The following is a 21,164-nucleotide window of genomic DNA, read 5'->3' on the forward strand; positions in this document are numbered from 1 at the left end:
GGTGAGGGATGTCCCAGCATCCGTATCTGGAAGGCTCTTAAGAGATCGGTCTTGCTGAGGATGCCGAGAAGCTGGTCCCCTTCCATGACCAAGGCCCGGACATACCCCCGCTCGGCCATCCGCTCCAGGGCGGTGAGGGCGTCCTCCTCGGGGGAGAGGATCAGGGGTTCTTTTAGGTAGTGGACCACCGGGGCCAGGGGGTTGGCGCCCTCCAGCCCCTCGAGGCCCACCACCCCCAGGACCCGCCCTTCCTCCACCACGGGAAAGCCGGAAACCTTGTGGGCCAGGGCCAGTTCCAGGACTTCCTGGACCGTAAGCTCTGGGGGGATGACCAGGGGGTTTGGGGTCATGAGGTCCTTGGCCTTCAACCCGCTTAAGGCCTGGGCCAGCAGAGTGCCCTCTACCTCGGCCCTCGAGGCCATGTACACGAAAAAGGCAATCAGGACCAGGAAGGGGTTGAAGACCACAAGGCCGAAAAGCCCCAAGGCCCAGGCCACCACCTGGCTCAGGGCCAAGGCCTGCCGGGTGGCCTGGAGGTAGGGTTTGCGCATGGCCAAAAGCGCCCGGTAGACCCGGCCTCCGTCCAAGGGCAGGGCAGGGAGGAGGTTGAATAGCCCCAGCATCAGGTTGACCAAGGCTAAATAGTGGGTGAGAAACCCCAGGGCCCCGGATTCCGCCTGCACCAGACGGAAGAAGAGGGCCAGGGCAAAGCTCACCGTCGGGCCCGCCAGGGCAATCCAGAGCTCCTTTTTGGGTTCCCTGGGAATCCTCTCCATCTGTGCTACCCCGCCCAGGAGCCACAGGGTGATGCGTTTGGTTTCTATACCGAAGCGCCGGGCTACCAGGGCGTGCCCGAGCTCGTGTAAAAGCACGGAGGCGAAAAGGCCAAGGGCCGCGGAAAGTCCCAGAAGGAAGGGCAGGGTGCCCTGGAGCAGGGAGGGGTCCTGAGGAAGGCCAAATAGCTCCAGATAAACGGGCAGGTTGCTGCCGATGAGGAAGGCCAGGAGGGGCAGCATCAGGAGAAAGGAGAAATCCAGGTAAAGGGGGATCCCCAGAATGCGGAACAGGGGAAAGCCGCGCTGAAGCATGCCTCAGTATAGGCACGGGCTGGCGGTGGAGTTGGTAATGACCGGTCAGTCAGCCGTAGGATAAGGGGGTGCTGGCCTTGGCCCTTCTGAAAGACCCTCTTTATCGTTCCTACTGGCTTGCCCTTTTCACCTCCCAGATGGGCACCTGGATGCAGTCGGCGGCCCAGGGATGGCTGGTCCTCCTCCTTACGGGAAGCGCGGAGAGGCTTGGGCTGGTGGTGGCCTTGCAGTTCCTCCCCTCCCTGCTCTTCTCCCTTCCCGCCGGGGTTTTGGCGGACCGTTACCCCAAGCGGAACCTTCTTATTTTTACCCAGGGGGGCATGATGGTTCTGGCCCTCTTCATGGCCTTCCTCATCCTCACCGGGCAGGTGCGCTACGGCCACGTGCTCCTCTTTGCGTTTCTCTACGGGGCCCTCAACGCCATGGACCTCCCGGTGCGCCAAAGCTTCACCGTGGAGCTGGCGGGCAGGGACCGGTACCCGGGGGCCATCGCCCTTAACTCCTTTGGCTTCAACACCAGCAGGTTGTTGGGGCCGGCCCTGGCTGGGGTGTTAATCGCCCTCTTTGGCGTGGGGGTGGCTTATCTGGCCAATGCCCTTTCCTTTTTGCCCCTTCTCTTCGTCCTGCGCCGGGTCCCTTTGGGTCCTAGGGGGGAGGAAGGGGATGGCCGCTGGTGGCGGGAGGCCCAGGAGGGGGTGCGGTTTGTCCTCGAGCATCCCGTGGTGCGCCGGGTGGTGGGACTGGTGCTCTTCGCCAGCCTCTTGGGCATGAACTTCCAGACCCTGGTGCCCGCCTATGCCCGGCTGGTGCTGGGCCTTTCCGCCACGGGTTATGGTGGCCTCCTTTCCAGCGTGGGGTTGGGGGCCCTGGGGGCTGCCTTGGTCATGGCCTTCACGGGTAGGCCCAAGCCGGGGAGGCTTCTTCTTGGGGTCTTTTCCCTTTCCCTGGCCCACCTGGGCCTCTTCCTGCCCTACGCCTTCCTGGTCCCCTTCTTTTTGGCCCTGGGAGGGTTCGGGATGATCTCCGTGCTCATCAACGCCAACACCCTGGTGCAGCTATCCGTGCCCGACCGGATTCGGGGCCGGGTGATGGCGGTGTACAGCCTGGTGATGCTGGGCACCGGGCCCCTTGGGGCCTACCTCACCGGGCTTCTCTTTGAGCTTCTCGGGGGGCGCTGGGCCGCCTTGGTCCTGGGAGGGGCGGTGCTGATGGTGGGGCTTTACCAGCTGCGCTTCTGGCCTACGGAACCCAGTCCTCCGGCCTAGGCCCCAGGCCGAGCCGCCAGGCCACTCCCTGGGCCACCCGAATCCCCGCCTTCCCATCCCCGTAGGGGTTCTTGGCCTGGCGCATGCGCTCAAGTTCCTCGGGGTTTTCCAGTAGCGCCTTCACCGTGCGGTAAACCCTTTCGGGCTCGGTGCCCGCCAGCCTCAGGATGCCCGCCTCGAGGCCTTCTGGCCTTTCCGTAACGTTCCTGAGCACCACCACGGGAACCCCCAGGGCCGCTCCTTCCTCCTGGAGCCCCCCGGAATCGGTGACGAGGAGGAGGCTTTCCCGCATCAAGGCGGCCATGGGCCCGTAGTCCAAGGGGTCCAGGAGGAGAAAGTTCTTCATCCCTTTGAGCACGGGGAAGACCGCCTCCCGCACCACGGGGTTCAGGTGCACGGGGTAGACGAAGGTGAGGTGGGGGAAGGCCTCGGCCACCCGTTTGAGGGCCCGGGCCAGCTCCGGCAGGATGGGCCAGTTTTCCCGCCGGTGCATGGTAACGGTCACGTAGGGGCCAGGGGGAAGCCCCTCAGGAAGCCGGCCTAGCCGGGCGGCCAGGAGCACGGCATCCACCCCCGTCTGGCCGGTGACCAGGATGGTTTCCTCCTTCTTGCCCTCCCTTAGCAGGTTCTCCTTGGCCAGGGGGGTGGGGGCAAAGTCCAGGTCGGTGAGCGCATCGGTGAGACGGCGGTTGGCCTCCTCGGGGAAGGGTTCTTTGAGGTTACCGCTTCTTAGGCCTGCCTCCACGTGCCCCACAGGAAGCCCCACCAGAAAGGCGGCCCAGGCCACGGCGAAGGTGGTGAGGGTGTCCCCGTGGACCAGCACGTAGTCCGCCCGCATCTCCTCGAGGGCCCTGGCCGCCTGGGGCAGGATGCGGGCCGCCAGGTCCGGCAGGGCCTGGCGCTCTTGCATCACGTCCAGGTTCCGGTCCTCTTGGATGCCGAAAAGCCCCAGGGCCTGCCTTAGTTGTTCCCGATGCTGGCCAGTGAGGAGGATGAGGGGCTTGATATGGGGATGCTCCTTCAAAGCCAGGTAGACCGGGGCCATCTTGGTGGCCTCGGGCCGGGTGCCGAAGGCTAGCACCACCCGCTTCATACTATTCTGCCCCCCTCCAAAGGGCCCTGAGGCGGCGGTAGGTCACCCACCCCAGGCCGGAAACCGTGGCGAAAAGGCTTGCCAGGATGGCTTCCTTCGGCATGCCCAGGTAGGCCATGGCCAGAAGGTTGAAGAGGAGGGCGAGCCCCCACAGGAGGAAGGCCACCCGCCTTTGGGAAAGTCCCCGGGCGAGAAGGCGGTGGTGGATGTGGTCCTTGCCGGGGGTGGAAAGGGGGTTTTGCCCCCGCAATAGCCTTCGCACCACCACCTGGGTGGTGTCCAGGATGGGGAGAAGAAGAAAAAGGGCCGGGGGCAGGAGGCCCAAAAAGGTGGTGAGCTTCAGATTGCCAAGAAGGGAGGTGGCCGCCAGGGTGAAGCCCAGGAAGTAAGCCCCCGCATCCCCCAGGATGATGCGGCTTGGGTGAAGGTTGTGCCGCAGGAAGCCCAGGGCTGCCCCGGCCAGGGCCGCCAGGACCAGGGTGCCTGCCGCCCAGTAGGGAAACTGGGCGCTCACGAAGAGGAGGCTCATGGCGCTGATGTACGCCACCCCGCCCGCCAGCCCATCCAGGCCGTCCATGAGGTTCAGGGCGTTGGTGATTCCCACCACCCAGAGCCAGGTGAGGAAAAACCCCAAGACGGGATCCAGGGGGGTGCCGAAGGCGGCTTCGAACCGCACCCCCACCGCCATGAGGAGGAGGGCGGCCAGGGTTTGCACGAAGAGGCGGAAGAGGGGGGGGAGGCCGAACTGATCGTCGATGAAGCCCACCAGCACCAGCCAAGCTCCTCCCAAGAGGATGGCGAGGATTTGGATAAGCACGTGTTCCACCAGGATGGGCCTTAGGAAGGCGGCCACCACCAGGGCCAGCACCACCCCGGCGTACACCGCCAGGCCCCCGGCGTTGGGCAGGGGCTCCCGGTTGAGGCGCCTTTTGTTGGGCATGTCCGCCCAGCCCACCTTGAGGGCGAAGCGGCGCACATGGGGCAGGAAGCGCCAGGTGAAGAAAAGGGCCACCAGGAAGGCGAAGGCCACGGTAAGCCAGCCTGTGCCCGTGGGTTCAGCGATGCCTATCTTCTTCAGAAGTTCAGTCATTTGGTCCCGTAGATCCGGTCCCCGGCGTCCCCCAGGCCGGGAACGATGTAACCGTGGTCGTTCAGGCGCTCGTCGATGGCCGCCACCACCACCTCGGTGTCGGGATGGTCCTGGGCGATGCGCTCCAGGCCCTCGGGGGCGGCGATGAGGCACATGAGCTTGATCCCCGTGGCCCCCTTCTCCTTAAGAAGGGTAAGGGCGTGGCTGGCGCTCCCGCCCGTGGCCAGCATGGGGTCCAGGAGGAAGACCCGGCGCTCGTGGATATCCGGGGGTAGCTTGGCGTAGTACTGAACGGGCTTTAGGGACTCGGGGTCCCGGTAGAGGCCGATGTGCCCCACGCGGGCATGGGGCACCAGCTTGAGGATGCCCTCCACCATGACCAATCCAGCCCGCAAGATAGCCACCAGGGCCAGCTTCTTGCCGGAAAGCACCTTGACCCGGGCGGGGGCCACGGGGGTTTCCACGGTGGTTTCCGTAAGTTCCAGGTCCCTCATGGCTTCGTAAGCCATGAGGAGGGATACCTCCTCCGCCAGCTCGCGAAAGTCCTTGGCGCCCGTGCGTTTATCCCGGAGGTGGGCCAGCTTGTGCTGGACCAAGGGATGGTCCACCAGGGTGATCCTCATCCCCCAAAGCCTAACACGCCCGGTTTCTCAGGGGAAAGCAGTCTTGGAAGAAGCTCAGAGCTCGGGGGAGCTTGTCCGCCAGGGCCTCGAGGAAGCCCTCGGGCTTCTTCGTGTGGAACCAGTGGAGGTCGTGGAGATAGGTGAGGGGCACGTAAAAGGCCAGGCGCTCCCGCACCTCTTTGGGGTAGAACTGCACCAGGCGGAAAAGGGCCTCCCGGGCCCTTTTTTCCCCCAAGAGGTCCAGGCTTCCCGTCTTGAGGAGGGCAAGGTCCCGGGCGGGATCGTCGCCTCCGGAACGGACCCAGTCCACCAGGAGCACCTCGGGGTCGTCGTGGGAGGGGTTTTCCTGGGTTTTAAGCAGGAGGTTCCCCGCCCAGGCGTCCCGATGGCAGAAGCGCTTCTCCACCCCCGCCACCCAGGCGACCTCCCGCATAAGGGCCTTGATGAGGCTTAAGGCCTCGGGCACGGAGCCCAGGCTTTCAGCGAAGCGCTCTAGCCTCTCCGAAAGCTCTTCCCGCTCCACATACCCCGGCTCGGGGAGGCGGTGGAGGGAGAGGAAGAGGTGGGAGAGGGCGGCGAGGGCCTTGGAGGTGAAGGCTTCGGGGCTGAAGGGTTTTCCGGGAAAATGGCGGATGACCAGGACCCCTTGTCCCTCCACCTGGGCCACCCCCAGGACGAAGCTTCCCAAGCCGGCGCGGGCCATCCTCTCGGCCTCGAGGGCCGCCAGGTGGGCCTCGCCAGGCCGGTATACCTTGTAGACCCTTTCCCCATCCGTGTACACTCGGGCTTCAAAGCCGCCCAGGGGGGTAAGGCGAGAGAGGGTATCGGGGGAGAGGAGGCCCTTCAGGGCCGAGAGCACCACGGGGCTTATTCTAAGGGCCTCGAGGGGGGATGAAATGCCCCGTTGAGTATGGCTTTGCATAGGTCGTCCTCAACCCCATCCCCGGCAGCGCGTAACCTAAGGGCGTGGAGCTTTTGCGGCCGGAGGCCACGGTTCTCTCCCTGGGGGACAGGGTCCTCTCCTTCGACCGGGAGGGGCGGCCTTATCACTACTTCCGCCAGGGGCTCACCTACAAGAGGGCCTTGGACGGAAGCCTGCACCTGCGCTACCGGGAGGGGGAGAGGAGGAGGCGACGCCTAGAGAAGGCGGAGGCCCTGGAGGTCTACCGCGAGATCCTGGGCATAGCGGAGGCCCATCTCAAGGATCCCGGACGCCGGGAAGAGGTGCTTCGCTGGACCCCGGAGGCCCTTTCCGACCCCACTTCTTATCGCCGGGCCTACGCCTGGCCCGTGAGCATTCTCCCTCCGGATGCCTACCTTTCCGTGGTCCTCCAGGCCACCACGGGATGCACCTGGAACCGGTGCGCCTTCTGCTCCTTCTACCAGGACCGCCCCTTTCAGAAGCGCAGTCCCGATGCCTTCCGGGAGCATGTGGAACGGGTTTTGGAGCTTTTGGGAAGGGGAAGGCTTTTAAGGAGGGGGGTTTTTCTGGGAGATGGCAACGCCTTGGCCCTGGGCGAGCCCCTTCTTCCCCTACTGGAAGAGGTTCGGCGGGCCTTTCCCGGGGAGGCCATCCTGGGCTTTTTGGACCTCTTTACCGGGTTGAAGAAGGAGGCTACTTGGTGGGAAAGGCTTAGGGCCTTGGGGCTTAGACGGGTTTACATTGGCCTCGAGACCGGGCATCCCCCGTTGCTTGCCCTCCTAAACAAGCCCGGGCACCCCCGGGAGGCCTTACCCCTGGTGAACGCTTTGAAGGAAGCGGGGCTTTCCTTGGGGGTAATCCTCATGGTGGGGGCTGGGGGCCTAGCCTACGCTGAGGCCCACCGCCGGGAGAGCCTGGCCCTTTTGGCCGAGCTCCCCTTGGGGAAAGAGGATGTGGTTTACCTATCCCCTTTCCAGGAGGAGCCGGGTACCCCCTACGCCCTCCTGGGCCTAAAGCCTCTTCCCGATGTGGAGGCGGAGCTTGCTGCTTGGGCCAGGGAACTCCGCCGCTTGGGCCTGCGGGTGGCCCGGTACGACATCCGGGAGTTCCTCTATTAGGGCCAGCGCACCCTGGCCTCTTGGTATACTCGGGCCATGAGCGCCTCGCATGAACGGGAACTCTATGAGGCCTGGGTGGAGCTCCTTTCCTGGATGCGGGAATACGCCAGAGAGAAGGGGGTCCGGTTCGAGAAGGAGGCGGACTTCCCCGATTTCATCTACCGCATGGAGCGCCCCTACGACCTTCCCACCACCATCATGACCGCTTCCCTTTCCGATGCCTTGGGGGAACCCTTTCTCTTGGCGGATGTCTCTCCCCGGCACGCCAAGTTGAAGCGCATCGGCATCCGCCTTCCCCGGGCCCACATCCACCTGCACGCCCACTACGAGCCAGGGAAGGGCTTGGTGACGGGGAAAATCCCCCTTACCAAGGAGCGCTTCTTCGCTCTGGCCGACCGGGCGCGGGAGGCCTTGGCCTTCGCCTAGCCCTCGAGGGCCTCCCATAACTTCAGGACCACCGGATGGAGGAGGGGAAAAGCCTGGCGGGTGGGCTTGAGGCGGAGGCCTTCCACTTCCAAAAAGCCCGCTTTCGCCAGGGATATAGCGGCAGGCTTTAGGCTAGGCCAAAGGCTTAGGCCCGTTCTCCTCTCCACGGCCTCCACATCCACCCCCTCCTTCAGGCGCAGGCCCAGCATCAGGCTTTCCTTGGCGTGTTCTAAGGGGGAGATGGCCTCCTCCTGAGGGGGTTCCCCCAGGAGCCAGCGGGGAAGGGGAGGGTTGGTACGGCGGAAGGCGTAAACCGGCCCCGTGCCCGGGTACTGGCCTGCGGCACTGGGACCCAGGGCCAGCCAAAAACCATTCCGCCAGTAGGCCAGGTTGTGGCGGGCCTCCTCGCCGGGCCTTGCGAAGTTGGATATCTCGTAGCGCACAAGACCGGCACCCTCCAGGATTTCCTCCGCCTTCCCCATGGCCCAGGCTTCCCTTTCCGGATCCTCCTTCAGGCCCGAAAGGGCGAAGGGGGTACCCTTTTCCACCTGCAGGGTGTAGGCGGATACGTGCCCCACTCCTAGGGAGGCGGCCTCCTTTAGATCCTTCTCCACCTCCTGCATGGGCAGGCCCAGGATGAGATCCAGGGAAACCCGGAAGCCCCCTTCCAAGGCCATCTCCACGGCCTTCAAGGCGCCCCTTCGTCCATGGGCCCGGCCCAGGAACCGCAGCACCGCTTCCTGGAAGCTCTGGACCCCTAAGGAGAGGCGGTTCACCCCGAGGTCCTTGAGAAGGGCCATCCGTTCCCGGTTCAAGGTGCCGGGGTTGGCCTCGAGGGTCACCTCCGCATCCGCTTTCAGCCTCCAGGGAAGGGCCTGGAAGAGGGCGATGAGTTCCCGGTCCCGGAGAAAGCTCGGGGTACCCCCGCCCAGGTAGAGGGTCTTTAGGGGCTCAGGGTGGATCTCGTAAAGCCTCTGGGCTTCCTCCTTAAGGCGTTTCAGGTAGGCTTCCACCCACCCCGGGCCCCGGCGCACCACGTGGAAGTCGCAGTAGGGGCAGAGGGTGGGGCAGAAGGGGACGTGGAGGTAGAGGCTGGCCATTCAATCCTGCGTTAAGACCCTTTCTGCCCAGGCCACGGCTTGCTCGGCCAGCAGAAGAGCCTCTTTCCAGTCCTCTTCTGTGGCCTCGGGGAGGTCCCCCGGGTAGCGGCCCGCCACGGCGAAGGGGTTAAGCCGAACCAGGTCTTCTAGCCCTGGAGGCACGGGGAGGTGGGGGCGGATCAGCTCCAGAAGGCGTGCCAGGTCGTGGGTTTTGGGAAAAGGGATGCCAAGGGCGATGAGGAGGGCCTTGAGGGCCTTTTCCGCAGCCTGCTGGGCGTCAAAGCAAGGGTCATCCCAGACCACCTCGGGGCTGGTCCTTCCTACGCGGGCCCGGGCCAGGTTGCTCTTGGCGCGGGCCAGCCAGACTCCTGGGTCTGAGGCGTCATGCGGCATAGAGCACCCGCCCTTCCCGGAGGACATGGGGATAAACCGTTGTCCAGGTTTCCCGGTACCGGGTCAAGTCCTCTTCGGTGGCCAGGAGGAGGTCCAGACTGAAGCCTTGCTGGACCTTGCTGGCAGCCTGATAGAGGTCTTTCCAAACCCGCATGGTCTTGTACTCCGGTGGCACCACCACGAGGAGGTCGTAATCGCTTTCTGGGCGGGCCTCCCCCCGGGCCCGGCTGCCAAAGAGGATGATCTTTTTCGCCGGGACGGTTTTGAGGATGGCCGAAAGGACCGGAGCCAGCTCTGGGTACTCCACCTTTTCAGTCTACAAAGAGGAGGCGGAAGTCGTTGAGGTTGGTGCCGGTAGGCCCGGTTTTTAGGAGGGTTCCCGCCTGTTCAAAGAAGCCGTAGCTGTCGTTGGCTTCCAGGAAGGGCCTTGGGTCCAGCCCCAGGTTCCAGACCTCCGGAGTGAGGAGGGCTCCCGCCGCTTCTGAGGGTCCATCCAGCCCGTCGGAATCCGCGACCAAGGCGTAAAGGGGGGCTTGGAGGTGGGCGTAGAGGGCGAGGAGGAACTCCAGGTTCCGGCCCCCCCTACCCTTCCCCCTCACCTGTACCTGGGCTTCCCCCCCGGAGAGGAGGAAAAGGGGCTTTTTGAAGGGAAGGCCATGGGCGCGGAGGGTTTCCACCAGCTCCGCATGGAAGCGGGCCAGGGCCCGGGCCTCGCCGCCGAAGCGGTCCGAGAGGATCACCGCCCGGTAGCCTTGCCGCCTTAAGAACCCTTGGGCGGCCTTTAGGAGGTCCAGGTTGCGCCCGACGATCCGGTAGGACAGCCGTTTTAGGGCGGGGTCTTGGGGCTTCAGGGTTTCGGGGAACCGGCCCCTTAGTCCTTCTTCCAACACCCGCCTGGCTTCGGGAAAGGCCAGGCCATACCGGTCCAGGACGGCCAGGGCCTCGAGGTAGGTGCTGGAATCCGGATGGAAGGGTCCCGAGGCGATAACCCCGGGGTCATCCCCTGGCACGTCGGAGAGAAGAAGCACGTGAAGCCGGGCTTGGGTGGCCTTTAGAAGCCTTCCCCCCTTCACCTGGGAGAGATGCTTGCGCACGGCGTTGATTTCCCTAATGCTGGCCCCGCTTTTCAGGAGGGCCTCCGTGAGGGCCCGCTTCGCCTCCAGGGAGATCCCCAGGGGCAGGCACCAAAGGGCGCTTCCCCCGCCCGAAACCAGGGCTAAAACCCGCGCCTTGGGGGAAAGCCCCTTGAGGAGTTCCAGGACCTCCTGGGCCGCCCTTAGGCTTTCCCCATCGGGCAAGGGATGGCCGGCGAAGACCGCTCGTAGCCCCAGGGCATCCTGCCCCTTGGGCAGGGTGAGGTGGTAGGGTACCTCCCCGTAGCGATCCAAGGCAGCCTTTAGCATCCAGGCCGCTCCCTTGCCCACCGCCAGGATGAGGTGGGGCCTGGCCTTGGGAAGGGCCCTAAGGGTGAGGCGGTAGGGGTGGGCTTCCTCGAGGGCCTGGCGGAAGGTGGCTAAAAGGAGCGATTTCACTTTTGACCTAAATCCGTCTGGGCAAAGTCGTCCCCTTTATAGAGCAGAGGCATTCCCTCCACACGGGCTGTGGCATAGCTGGTGAAGGCCATGCTCTGATTATAGGGCATCCCCTCCGCCGTCCGTCTCCCCGGGATGCCGACCTATATAGAGCATCTCCAGAAGTTCCGCCGTGTGCAGGATGGGGATGCTCTTGTCCAAATAGGCCTGGATCTGGGTGAGGCAGCCGATGTTGCCCGTGACCACCAGTTCGGGCTGGGTGGCCTGAAGATTTTCCGCCTTTCTCCTGCCCAAAACCTCGGCGATCTCGGGCTGGAACAGGTTGTAGGTGCCGGCGCTGCCGCAGCAGATCTCCCACTCCTTGGGCTCCAGCACCTCCACCCCAGAGGCCTTGAGGATCCTCCTTGGGGCCTCCCGCACCCCCTGGGCGTGGGCCAGGTGGCAGGCGTCGTGGTACGCCACCCTGAGGGGCCGTGGGGGCGGGGGAGGGGGGATGAAGCCCAGCTCGTCCAGGATGACGGTGAGGTCCTTCACCTTGGCGGCCAGGGCCCTCGCCTCCTCCTCCTCGGGTTCCCCCAGGAAGAGAAGGGGGTATTCCCTCATCCCCGAGCCGCAACCGGCGGCGTTGGTGACCACGTAGTCCACCTCCTGGAAAACCCTCAGGTTGGTGCGGGCCAAGGCCCTGGCTCCCTCCTTGTCCCCGGCGTGGAGGTTTAGGGCCCCGCAACAGACCTGTTCTTTTGCGGCTATCACCTCCACCCCGTTTTCCTGGAGGACCCGGATGGTGGCCCGGTTGATGGAGGGCCTCAGGACCTGCTGGGCGCAGCCCAGGAGGATGCCCACCCTGGCCCGCCTTTGGCCCTTGGCGGGGTAGACCTCCTGGTAGGATTCCCTGTCCGGCAGGCGGTCCGGGAGCAGGGCGATGGGAGCCTTAAGAGCCTTGGGCAGGGGAAGGGGCTTGAGGAGGGGTTTTAGCCGGCTTCCCAGCTCGGCCAGGGGCCGAAAGCGCTCAGGGTAGGGGAGGATGCGGAGGAGGGACTGGCGATAGACCTGTTCCAGGGGGTAGCGGTGGCGCTTGCTCTCGGTGTGCAGGCGGAAGGTGGCGATGAGCTCGCCGTAGGGGACGCCGCTTGGGCAGGCGGTAACGCAGGCCTGGCAGGCCAGGCAACGATCCAGATAGGGAAGGGCTTCCTCCAGGGAGAGGTTCCCCTCGAGGACCTCCTTCATCAGGAAGATCCGACCCCGGGGGGAGTCCATCTCCTCCTGCAGGACCAGGTAGGTGGGGCAGGTGGGAAGGCAGAAGCCGCAATGGACGCAGGCCTCGATGGCGTGGGCCATCACCTCCCCTTCCTTGCCCAGGGTTTCCACGGGTATGCGGTGCTGCATGCTCTCACCCTAAGGGAAAACGGCTCCTGGGGTCCAGGGCCAGCTTAAGCTTGCGGAAAAAGGCCTCGGGTGGATGGGGGAAGAGGGCATCCTCGGCGCCCTTTAGGACCAGGTGGGGAATCCCTGCCTGCCTAAGGGATGCCAGTCCCTTGGCCTCCATCCCGGCGTAGAGGAGTTCCCCTCCCGCCAGGTACCGCCTGGGCCCTAGGGGCAGATCTTCCAGCTTGGGCACCCAGGCGGGGGCGGAGGGAACCTTGACCCAGGTGGGGGCCTCCTCCAGGAAGCGGAGGTTCCGCACCCCTTCCCAGTGGGTTTCGTCCTCCGCCAGCACCTCGCCTTCCTTTTGCAGGATTTCCTGTAGTCGTTTTAGTCTTTTCCCCAGGCTTTCGGGGAACCCCCCTAGGCGGATCTCCAGGGTGGCCGGGGGAATAAGGTCCAGGGCCAGAAGATCCAGGGGAAGCACCCGGAGGCGTTCCATAGCGGCAAGGGCTTCCGCTAGGTTCCCATAGGTGAGCCGCAGGGTTTGGGTGGCCCTGGGGGAGGGGAAGACCTTGAAGGAAAGCTCCACCATGACCCCGAAGGCTCCCAGGGAACCCACCATGAGGCGGTGGAAGGGGAAGCCAGCGGCGTTTTTCACCACCTTGCCTCCGCCCCGCACCACCCTTCCTTCCCCGTCCACGAAGCGTACCCCCAGGATGAAGTCCCTCAGGCCCCCAAACCGTTCCCGCATGGGGCCGGAAAGCCCTGCTGCCACCGTGCCCCCAAGGGTGGCCCCCTGCTCCACCAGGGGTGGGTGGAAGGGCAGGTACTGGCCGTGGGCCCGTAGGGTTTCCTCTATCTCCTTAAGCGGTGTGCCGGCATAGGCGGTGAAGACGAACTCCTCAGGGGCATACTCCAGGATGCCCCTGAGGCCCGAAAGATCCAGGAGGGTCTCCCCGTCCTTGGGGGTGGAGAGGGCCGGCTTGCTCCCACCCCCCTTGGGGCGCAGGCGGGGACAGGTGCGCACAGCTTCCTGTACTTCTTCCAGAGAGTTGGCACGGACCTCAGGCATACACCTCTCCTAGATGCGGGCCTTGCCCGTGGCCGGGTAGCACCTTGCCCCGGTTGGCGAGGCCTTTGGGGTCCAGGGCCTCCTTGACCCGTTCCATGGCCAGGAGGTCTTCCGGGGCGAACATCGTTGGCATGTACTCCTTCTTCTCCACCCCGATGCCGTGTTCCCCGGTCAAGGACCCCCCCAGGCGCACGCAAAGCTTGAGGATTTCTCCCGCCAGCTCCTCGGCCCGCTCCAGCTCCCCAGGTTTTTTGCCGTCGTAGAGGACCAGGGGGTGAAGGTTTCCGTCCCCGGCGTGGAAGACGTTGGCCACCCTGAGGCCGTATTCCTGGGAAAGCCTTCCGATCTCCTTCAGGGCCTCCCCCAGGCGGCTTCGGGGCACTACCCCATCCTGGACGATGTAATCGGGGGAAAGCCTTCCCACGGCGCTGAAGGCAGCCTTGCGCCCCTTCCAGATGGCCTGGCGTTCCGCCTCGCTTTGGGCGATGCGCACCTCCAAGGCCCCGCTTTCTTTAATCACCTGGGCCAGGAGTTTGGCCTCCTCCTCCACCTCCTCCTTGGGGCCTTCCAGCTCCACGATGAGGAGGGCCTCCACCCGGGGATAGCCGGCCTTCACCGCTGCCTCGGCGGCCTCTATGGCCAGGCGGTCCATGATCTCCATGGCCCCGGGGAGGAGCCCGCTTCGGATCACCTGGCTCACGGCGTTGCCGGCGGCCTCGAGGCTCCCGTAAGCGGCCAGCAGGGTGTGGTAGGCCTCGGGCTTGGGAAGAAGCCTCAGGGTGATCTCCAGGGCTACTCCCAAAAGCCCCTCGGTGCCCACGAAAAAGCCGTGGAGGTCAGGGCCTACGCTCTCCAGGCCTTCCCCGCCCAGGCGCACCACCTCCCCTTGAGGGGTGACCACCTCGAGGGCCAGCACGTGGCCCGCCGTCATCCCGTACTTCAGGCAGTGGGCCCCGCCGGAGTTGAAGGCCACGTTCCCGCCAATGGTGGAGATGGGCTGGCTGGAGGGATCGGGGGCGTAATAGAGGCCAAAAGGGGCCGCCTGCCGGGAAACCTCCAGGTTCACCACCCCGGGTTCCACCACCGCGATCCGGGCCTTGGGGTCCAGGCGCAGAATGCGGTTCATGCGGTTGAGGGCGATGACCAGGCCCCCCTCCACGGGCAAGGAGCCTCCCGAGAGGCTGGTGCCGCTTCCCCGGGCCACAAAGGGCACCCCGTGGCGGTAGCAGAGGCGCACCGCTTCCACCACCTCCTCCTTCCGCTCGGGAAGCACCACGGCCAGGGGACGCTTGCGGTAGGCGGTGAGGGCGTCGGACTCGTAAGGGGCAAGCTCCGCCTCCCTGGTCAGCAGCCTCCCCGGCGGAAAGAGGGCCCTAAGCTCTTCCAGGAACCCCATTGCCACCTCCTATCCCACTTTACCGGAAGGGGCGGGTGGCCTGCCCCACCCCTTCCTAGCCCGGATCCTTTTGGCCTCAGTCCAGGTAATCGTAGGCCACCAGGGTCAGGAACTCGATGAACTCCTCCGAGAGGACCAGCTTGTCCAGGATCTCCTCGGCCTCCTTATAGCGGCCAACCTCCCGTCCTCCCAGCTTGGCGAGCTCCTCTTCCTTGATCTTTTGGTAAAGCTCAGGGGTGACCGTGCGGCCGTCCTCCAAGGTGGCCTGCCGGTGCACCCATTGCCAGAGCTGCGCCCTGCTGATCTCGGCGGTGGCGGCATCCTCCATGAGGTTGAAGATGGCGGCGGCCCCGTTGCCGAGAAGCCACTGGTTCAGGTACTGGAGGGCCACGGAGATGTTGTTGCGAAGGCCTGCCTCCGTTACCTTGCCTCCCGGGACCTCAAAGTTCAGCAGGTCCTCCGCCCTCACCTGGACGTCCTCCCGCTTCACGTGCTTCTGGTGGGGCTTATCCCCCAGGTACCGGTCGAAGACCTCCTGGGCCACGGGCACCAGATCGGGGTGGGCCACCCAGGTGCCGTCAAATCCCTGGGAGGCTTCCCGCTCCTTGTCGGCCCGCACCTGGTGGAAGGCCCTTTCGTTCACCTCAGGGTCCTTGCGGCTGGGGATGAAGGCGGCCATGCCCCCGATGGCGTGGGCCCCGTGGATATGGCAGGACTTCACCAGAAGCTCGGTGTAGGCCTTCATGAAGGGCACGGTCATGGTGACCTGGGCCCGGTCGGGGAAGATGGGGGCGGTGGTGGCGAACTTCTTGATGCAGCTGAAGATGTAGTCCCAGCGGCCGGCGTTGAGCCCGGCGGCGTGCTCCTTAAGCTCGTAGAGGATCTCCTCCATCTCGAAGGCCGCCAGGATGGTTTCGATGAGCACCGTGGCCCGGATGGTGCCCCGGGGGATGCCCAGGTAGTCCTGGGCGAAGTTGAAGACCTGGTTCCAAAGCCGGGCCTCCAGGTGGCTTTCCATCTTGGGCAGGTAGAAGTAGGGGCCGCTTCCCCGCCTTAGGAGCTCGTGGGCGTTGTGGAAGAAGTAAAGGCCAAAGTCAAAGAGGCTTGCGGAAATGGGCTCCCCGTCCACCCGCACGTGCTTTTCCACCAGGTGCCATCCCCGGGGCCGGACCACCAGGGTGGCTACCTTTTCCTTCAGCTTGTACTCCTTCCCCTCGGGGCTTACAAAGTCAATCTGGCGGCGGACGGCGTCATAGAGGTTCTTCTGCCCCTGGATCACGTTGTCCCAGGTGGGGGAGAGGGCGTCTTCAAAATCCGCCATGAAGACCTTGGCCCCGGAGTTCAGGGCGTTGATGATCATCTTGCGGTCCACAGGGCCGGTGATCTCCACCCGGCGGTCCAAAAGGTCGGGTGGAGCCTCCGCCACCTGCCAGGACCCGCCCCGCACGAAGGCGGTTTCCTCGGGAAAGTCCGGTTTTTCCCCGGCCTTGTACCTTTCCCAGAGGGTTTTCCTGCGCTCCAGAAGCGCCTTGCGCACGGGGTTGAACTCCCGGTGCAGGGCCACCACGAACCCCAGGGCCTCTTCCGTGAGCACCTCTCCTAAGAGGGGATGGTCTTTGAGGATTTCCACGCCCTTCATGGTGGTTTGAGCCTAAGGGAAGGGCTGGGGATTTGTCAAGAAACAAAATGGTTTTTTGTTACTTGAAAAACAACCCAGCGGGTGCTAGCCTGAGGCCCATGCCACGACCCAGGAGGAAAGGAGCCGAGGAGGTGAAGACCTTGGAGCGGGGCCTGAGCGTGCTTCAGGCCCTGGCGGAGCTTAAGGAGGCCGGGCTTTCCCCCCTGGCAGAGCGGACGGGGCTTACCAAGAGCACCCTTTACCGTCTCCTCCAGACCCTGGTCCGCCATGGCTTCGTGGAGGAGGAAAGGGGCGTTTACCGGGTGGGGCCCAAGGCCTTTGCCGTGGGCCAGGTTTATCCCAGGCAGAACCTGCTTCTTGCGGCGCATCCGGAGATGGAGGCCCTGGCGGCGGAAACGGGGGAGAGCGTGAACCTGGCGGTGCTGGCGGGAAGGGAGGCCCTTTACCTGGACCAGGCGGAGGGGGCCAGATTGGTCCGGCTCTTCACCGCTCCCGGAAGCCGGGCTCCCCTGCACGCCACGGGGGTGGGGAAGGTGCTTCTCGCCTTCCGGGGCATCCCCGAGGGGCTTTCCCTCACCCCGTACACTCCTTACACCCTCACCCGCCTCGAGGACCTGAAGCGGGAGCTGGAAACCGTGCGTCGGAAGGGCTACGCCCTGGACAACGAGGAGAGGGAACTGGGGGTGCGCTGTGTGGCCGCTCCCGTCTTCGGCCCCGGGGGGGAGGTGGTGGCGGCCCTTTCCCTGTCCGCTCCTTCCAGCCGCCTTTCCCTGGAGGAGGCTCGCCTTCTGGCTCCCCGGGTAATGGAGGCGGCCAGGAAAGCTTCCTTGCGCCTGGGTTTTGTGCCCGCTTTATAATAGCATTGGTTAGGAGGGTTTAGCGGAGGGAGCTAAAGGCCATGGACAAGGACCGTCCCGTGTACGTGATCTCGGTGGCGGCGGAGTTATTGGAGATGCACCCGCAGACCCTGAGGCTTTACGAGCGGAAGGGTTTGATCAAGCCGAAGCGGTCGGGTGGGAAGACCCGGCTTTACTCGGAGCGGGACATTGAGAAGCTTAGGGAGATCCGCCGCCTGACGCAGGAGCTTGGGGTGAACCTGGCGGGGGTGGAGGAGATCATGCGGCTTCGCTCGGAGCTGGAGGCCCTGCAGGCCCGCTTTGAGGCCGAGGTGGCCCGGCTGAAGGAGGAGATCGGGGCCCGCTTTGCGGAGCTGGAACGCCCGGCCCTTCCTCCCCCCGGGGAAACCGCCAAGCCCTCCCCCAAGGACCGTCCCGTGTACGTGATCTCGGTGGCGGCGGAGCTGTTGGAGATGCACCCGCAGACCCTGAGGCTTTACGAGCGGAAGGGTTTGATCAAGCCGAAGCGGTCGGGTGGGAAGACCCGGCTTTACTCGGAGCGGGACATTGAGAAGCTTAGGGAGATCCGCCGCCTGACGCAGGAGCTTGGGGTGAACCTGGCGGGGGTGGAGGAGATCATGCGGCTTCGCTCGGAGCTGGAGGCCCTGCAGGCCCGCTTTGAGGCCGAGGTGGCCCGGCTGAAGCTTCTCCTTTTGGAAGAGGGCAAGACCCTTCCCGAAGGGAGTAGCATGGGGGCGTGAGTGCGCTAGAGCCCCTTTTGGAGTTCTTGTCCATCCCCTCCGTATCCACCGACCCGGCCCACAAGGAAGACGTTCGCAAGGCGGCCCTCTGGCTTGCGAAGAGGCTCAGGGAGCGGGGTTTCCGCACGGAGCTTCACGAGACCCCGCTACACCCCATCCTCTACGCGGAGCGCCTCCTAGATCCCAAGGCCCCCACGGTCCTGGTCTACGGGCACTACGACGTCCAGCCCCCGGATCCCTTGGAGCTTTGGGAAAGCCCCCCCTTCGTGCCCACGGTGCGGGAGGGAAGGGTCTACGCCCGGGGAGCCTCCGACGACAAGGGGCAGCTTTGGGCGCATGTGGCGGCCCTCGAGGACCTGCCCGCCCGGGTGAACGTGAAGTTCCTGGTGGAGGGAGAAGAGGAGATCGGAAGCCCGAGCCTTCTGCCCTTCGTGCGGGAGCACCGGGAGAAGCTTAGGGCCGACGTGGTCCTCATCTCCGATGGAGCCATGTTCGCCCCCCTCACCCCCACCCTCACCTATGGCCTAAGGGGCCTGGCCTATTTGGAGGTGCGCCTGAAGGGGGCCCGGCGGGACCTCCACTCCGGAAGCTTCGGTGGCGTGGCTCCGAACCCCATCCAGGCCATGGGGTGGATCCTCTCCAAGCTAAAGGACGAGAAAACCGGGAGGATCCTGGTTCCCGGCCTTTACGACCGGGTGCGGCCGGTTTCGGAGGAGGAGAAAAGGCTCTGGCCCCCCTTGGACGAGGAGGCCTTGAGGCGGGAGCTCGGGGTGGAGGTGCTGCCCGGGGAGGAGGGCTATAGCCCCCTGGAGAGGCTTTGGACCCGGCCCACCCTGGACCCGAACGGCATCTGGGGAGGGTACCAGGGGGAGGGCTCCAAGACGGTGATCCCCGCCGAGGCGGGCTTCAAGGTTTCCTTGCGCCTGGTGCCGGACCAGGACCCCGAGGAGGTGGCCAGCCAGGTGGAGGCCTACCTGCGGGAGATCTGCCCACCCGGCTACACCATGGAGATCCTCCGCCTCCACGGAGGCAGGCCGGTCCTTACCGATCCCTTCAGCCCTCCCATGCGCCTCATGGCCAAGGCCCTGGAGGAGGTCTGGGGCAGGCCCCCCGTGTACACCCGTGAGGGAGGGACCATCCCGGTGGTGGCGGAGCTCCAGGATGCCCTTCGTGCGCCCGTGGTCCTTCTGGGTCTGGGGCTTCCCGACGACAACCTCCACGCTCCCAACGAGAAGTTTGACCTGATTAACCTGGAGAAGGGCATCGCTACCCTGAGGCGCTTCTACGAGCTTTTGGCCCAAGGGGGCTAGGCGGGAAGGGAGGCTGGCCTTAGCCTGCCCCTGTTCCGGGGATGGCCCGCTTGGTGAGCCCTGGGGGAGCTGTTTTGAAGATGAGGGCCTCCCCCACCCGGCCCGTGAGGATGGGGACCACGGCGCTTTTGGCCACCTGGGCACAGAAGGGCACATCGGCCTCGAGGCCCACCCCCTTCAGGGCGGTGGCGGCGGCGGAGAGGGAGAGGGCCTCCAGGGGGTCCTGGTAGTTCCGCTTCACCGCCAAAGCGATCCTGGCCCCATCCTCGGGCTCCACCTCCCCCAGGAGGCCCAGGTACTCCGCCAGGACCCCGGCGGTGTAGAGGTCGTCCAGGCCCACCCGCCCCTCCTTGCCGGCGGCCAGAATGGCCACCTCCTCCGTGGCCAGCTCCCGGGCCAGGCGGGCTGCGGCGTGGGCGTTGAAGAGGGAGGCCAGGAGCACGTGCTTGGCGGTCCTGGCGGCCACGTGGGCGGCCTTGGTGCCGTTGGTGGTGCTCATCACCACGGTCTTGCCTCCCACGGGGGCCTCGAGGGCCTCCCGGGGGGAGTTCCCCAGGTCAAACCCCGGGGGCTTTAACCCCCCCACCTCCCCCGCCAGGAGGACGTCGGCATCCTTGAAGGCCCGGGCGGCCTCGAGGTCTGGGACCCAGTACAGGGCCTCTGCCCCCGCCTCCAGGAAGGCGACGGCCGTGGTGGTGGAGCGGATCACGTCCACCACCAACACCACATCGGGGTAGACCAGCTCCTCCGCGGGGAGAACATCCACCTTCAAGCGCATGGAAGGCCCTCCGACTCGGTTTCTTCAAACCAGGCCAAAGGCCACCTCCTCCAAAAGCCTGGGGTCCACCACCTCCACCACCCCTGAAAAAAGGCGCAGGACGCCTTGGTCTTTGAGCTCGTGGAGGACCCGGGTGGTGGTTTCCCGGCTCACCCCGGCCAGGGCCGCCAGGTCCTGGTGGCGGAGCTGGAAGTGGGGCCCGTGCCCCTGACGAAGGAGCTTTAAGAGGGCGTAGGCTACCCGGCTTCTCGCCTCCTCAAAGGCCAGAAGGTCCAGCTCCAGGTTGAGTTCCCGCAGGCGGTGGGCCAGGATGCGGGCCAGGTTGTGGGCGAAGAGGGGCAGGCGGCGGATGAGCCCGAGGTAGGCTTCCCGGTAGAGGGCGAGAAGCAGGGTTTCCTCCTCCGCCAGGGCGCTGGCGCTTCGTTCCCCCCCGTCCAAAAGGCTCATCTCCCCGAAGACCTCCCCGGGCCCCAGGAACCCCAGGATCTTCTCCTGGCCCCCCAGGTGGGTGCGGTAGAGGCGCACTCGGCCCTCCTCCACCAGGTAAAGGGCCTGGCCCAGATCCCCCTGGTGGAAGATGGCTTTGCCCTTGGGGTAGGTCAGGGGCTGGAAGTAGGAGCGGGCCAGTCGGGTTTCCTCCGGGCCCATATCCTGGAAAAGAGGGGATGCCAGCATCGGCCTTACTCTAACCGAGGCTTCATCTTTTGCCTAGAGGATGAGAGGGTGAACCCGGTCTTGGAGGCCATAGACCTGGGATTCTCCTACGGGAACGGCTATCTTTTCCGGGGGGTTTCCTTAAGGCTCTGCCCCGGGGAGGCCCTGGCCATCCTGGGGCCCTCGGGAAGCGGCAAGACCACCCTCCTCCACCTCCTTGCGGGCCTTCTCTCCCTGCAGGAGGGCGAGGTGTACTGGGAGGGAATCCCCATCCGGGGCCTGCCCGAGGGGGTCTTGGCCAGGAGGCGGCTTCGCTTTATGGGCCTTGTCTTCCAGCACCACTTTCTTTTCCCCGAACTCACCGCCTTGGAAAACGTCCTGGCCCCCGGCTACCTGGCGGGCCGGGTGGACCGGGCCTTTGCCCTTGGGCTCCTTGCCCGGCTGGGCCTTGGGGAAAGGGCAGACTTCCTGCCCCAGAGGCTTTCGGGTGGGGAGCGGCAGCGGGTGGCGGTGGCCCGGGCCCTGTACCTCCGCCCCAGGCTTCTTTTGGCCGATGAGCCCACGGCCAGCCTGGACCGCACCCAGGCCAGGGAGGTGCTCAGGCTCATGCGGGAGTTGGCCAGGGAGGTGGGGGCGGCCCTTCTCTTCTCCACCCACGACGAGGCCTTGGTGGAAGGGCTTCCCACCTTGCGGCTTTAAAATG

22 protein-coding genes are annotated in these 21,164 nt (G+C 65.3%); 7 read left to right on the plus strand and 15 right to left on the minus strand.

Translation table 11 applies throughout. The features are described 5' to 3' along the window. The coding region (locus TNMX_RS06605; protein WP_038030629.1) for a site-2 protease family protein at positions 1-1,088 on the minus strand (1,088 nt) is incomplete at its 3' end. A 68-nt stretch (positions 1,089-1,156) separates the two neighbouring features. Here TNMX_RS06605 and TNMX_RS06610 point away from each other — a divergent pair. Then, a complete protein-coding gene (locus tag TNMX_RS06610; protein WP_038030630.1) occupies positions 1,157-2,353 on the plus strand; it encodes an MFS transporter in 1,197 nt (398 codons plus the stop codon). Here the strand turns inward: TNMX_RS06610 and wecB are convergent. The 4 genes from wecB to TNMX_RS06630 are packed head-to-tail and all read right to left on the minus strand — an operon-like array spanning position 2,328 to position 6,021. Beyond that, complete coding sequence (gene wecB, locus TNMX_RS06615; RefSeq protein ID WP_019551025.1) at positions 2,328-3,446, minus strand: non-hydrolyzing UDP-N-acetylglucosamine 2-epimerase; 1,119 nt, start codon at positions 3,444-3,446, stop codon at positions 2,328-2,330. The genes TNMX_RS06610 and wecB overlap by 26 nt on opposite strands. Position 3,447: 1 nt before the next feature. Further along, positions 3,448-4,536, minus strand: a complete 1,089-nt coding sequence (locus TNMX_RS06620) for an MraY family glycosyltransferase (protein ID WP_038030633.1) — start codon at positions 4,534-4,536, stop codon at positions 3,448-3,450. Further along, positions 4,533-5,159 (minus strand): uracil phosphoribosyltransferase, encoded by a 627-nt coding sequence (gene upp, locus TNMX_RS06625; RefSeq protein WP_015716444.1) that lies wholly within the window; start codon positions 5,157-5,159, stop codon positions 4,533-4,535. The genes TNMX_RS06620 and upp overlap by 4 nt, the downstream gene beginning before the upstream one ends. A 10-nt stretch (positions 5,160-5,169) precedes the next feature. Continuing rightward, the gene (locus TNMX_RS06630; RefSeq protein ID WP_038030661.1) at positions 5,170-6,021 is read right to left on the minus strand and encodes a phosphotransferase; all 852 of its coding nucleotides are present in this window, start codon (positions 6,019-6,021) and stop codon (positions 5,170-5,172) included. A gap of 104 nt (positions 6,022-6,125) precedes the next feature. Between TNMX_RS06630 and TNMX_RS06635 the strand changes: the two genes are divergently transcribed. Together TNMX_RS06635 and TNMX_RS06640 are read left to right on the plus strand one after the other, a co-directional pair. Beyond that, positions 6,126-7,199, plus strand: a complete 1,074-nt coding sequence (locus TNMX_RS06635; protein WP_038030634.1) for a radical SAM protein — start codon at positions 6,126-6,128, stop codon at positions 7,197-7,199. Positions 7,200-7,235: 36 nt separating this feature from the next. Further along, positions 7,236-7,625, plus strand: a complete 390-nt coding sequence (locus TNMX_RS06640) for an NADH-quinone oxidoreductase subunit 15 (RefSeq protein ID WP_019551701.1) — start codon at positions 7,236-7,238, stop codon at positions 7,623-7,625. Here TNMX_RS06640 and hemW read toward each other — a convergent pair. The 8 genes from hemW to aceB all read right to left on the minus strand — a co-directional run bounded on the left by hemW (position 7,622) and on the right by aceB (position 16,122). After that, the gene (hemW, locus tag TNMX_RS06645; protein ID WP_038030635.1) at positions 7,622-8,725 is read right to left on the minus strand and encodes a radical SAM family heme chaperone HemW; all 1,104 of its coding nucleotides are present in this window, start codon (positions 8,723-8,725) and stop codon (positions 7,622-7,624) included. The genes TNMX_RS06640 and hemW overlap by 4 nt on opposite strands. Next, positions 8,726-9,118, minus strand: a complete 393-nt coding sequence (locus tag TNMX_RS06650) for a HEPN domain-containing protein (protein WP_019551703.1) — start codon at positions 9,116-9,118, stop codon at positions 8,726-8,728. Continuing rightward, on the minus strand, positions 9,108-9,425 hold the full coding sequence (locus TNMX_RS06655; RefSeq protein ID WP_019551704.1) for a nucleotidyltransferase domain-containing protein: 318 nt from the start codon (positions 9,423-9,425) through the stop codon (positions 9,108-9,110). The genes TNMX_RS06650 and TNMX_RS06655 overlap by 11 nt, the downstream gene beginning before the upstream one ends. 4 nt (positions 9,426-9,429) lie before the next feature. Continuing rightward, positions 9,430-10,650 carry a glycerate kinase gene (locus tag TNMX_RS06660; RefSeq protein WP_038030637.1) on the minus strand — a complete coding sequence of 407 codons (1,221 nt, stop codon included), beginning with the start codon at positions 10,648-10,650 and terminating at the stop codon, positions 9,430-9,432. 99 nt (positions 10,651-10,749) lie between these two features. Further along, a complete protein-coding gene (glcF, locus tag TNMX_RS06665; protein ID WP_015716455.1) occupies positions 10,750-12,036 on the minus strand; it encodes a glycolate oxidase subunit GlcF in 1,287 nt (428 codons plus the stop codon). A gap of 4 nt (positions 12,037-12,040) precedes the next feature. Continuing rightward, a complete protein-coding gene (locus TNMX_RS06670; RefSeq protein WP_015716456.1) occupies positions 12,041-13,087 on the minus strand; it encodes an FAD-binding protein in 1,047 nt (348 codons plus the stop codon). Beyond that, positions 13,080-14,483 (minus strand): FAD-linked oxidase C-terminal domain-containing protein, encoded by a 1,404-nt coding sequence (locus TNMX_RS06675; protein WP_015716457.1) that lies wholly within the window; start codon positions 14,481-14,483, stop codon positions 13,080-13,082. Before TNMX_RS06675 ends, TNMX_RS06670 begins: the two co-directional genes overlap by 8 nt. Positions 14,484-14,559: 76 nt before the next feature. Then, positions 14,560-16,122: a malate synthase A gene (aceB, locus tag TNMX_RS06680; RefSeq protein ID WP_038030640.1), complete on the minus strand. Its 1,563-nt coding sequence runs from the start codon at positions 16,120-16,122 to the stop codon at positions 14,560-14,562. A gap of 98 nt (positions 16,123-16,220) precedes the next feature. Between aceB and TNMX_RS06685 the strand changes: the two genes are divergently transcribed. Genes TNMX_RS06685 through TNMX_RS06695 form a run of 3 tightly spaced genes read left to right on the plus strand, consistent with a single transcriptional unit; the run spans position 16,221 to position 19,029 of the window. Next, positions 16,221-16,979 carry an IclR family transcriptional regulator gene (locus tag TNMX_RS06685; RefSeq protein WP_038030642.1) on the plus strand — a complete coding sequence of 253 codons (759 nt, stop codon included), beginning with the start codon at positions 16,221-16,223 and terminating at the stop codon, positions 16,977-16,979. 41 nt (positions 16,980-17,020) lie between these two features. Further along, a complete protein-coding gene (hspR, locus tag TNMX_RS06690) occupies positions 17,021-17,719 on the plus strand; it encodes a heat shock protein transcriptional repressor HspR, fused homodimer type (protein WP_019550254.1) in 699 nt (232 codons plus the stop codon). Continuing rightward, positions 17,716-19,029 (plus strand): dipeptidase, encoded by a 1,314-nt coding sequence (locus TNMX_RS06695; RefSeq protein WP_019550253.1) that lies wholly within the window; start codon positions 17,716-17,718, stop codon positions 19,027-19,029. The genes hspR and TNMX_RS06695 overlap by 4 nt, the downstream gene beginning before the upstream one ends. Before the next feature lie 19 nt (positions 19,030-19,048). Here TNMX_RS06695 and TNMX_RS06700 read toward each other — a convergent pair whose 3' ends face one another. After that, positions 19,049-19,807, minus strand: coding sequence for a 2-phosphosulfolactate phosphatase (locus TNMX_RS06700; RefSeq protein ID WP_015716462.1), 759 nt, complete (start codon positions 19,805-19,807; stop codon positions 19,049-19,051). A gap of 24 nt (positions 19,808-19,831) precedes the next feature. Further along, entirely contained in the window at positions 19,832-20,482 is a 651-nt protein-coding gene (locus TNMX_RS06705) for a Crp/Fnr family transcriptional regulator (protein ID WP_038030646.1), read from the minus strand. 48 nt (positions 20,483-20,530) lie between these two features. Here TNMX_RS06705 and TNMX_RS06710 point away from each other — a divergent pair, with 48 nt between their 5' ends. Next, complete coding sequence (locus TNMX_RS06710) at positions 20,531-21,160, plus strand: ABC transporter ATP-binding protein (RefSeq protein WP_038030647.1); 630 nt, start codon at positions 20,531-20,533, stop codon at positions 21,158-21,160. The last annotated feature ends 4 nt before the right edge of the window (positions 21,161-21,164 follow it).

This window comes from Thermus sp. NMX2.A1 (assembly GCF_000511705.1).
Lineage (GTDB): Bacteria > Deinococcota > Deinococci > Deinococcales > Thermaceae > Thermus > Thermus scotoductus.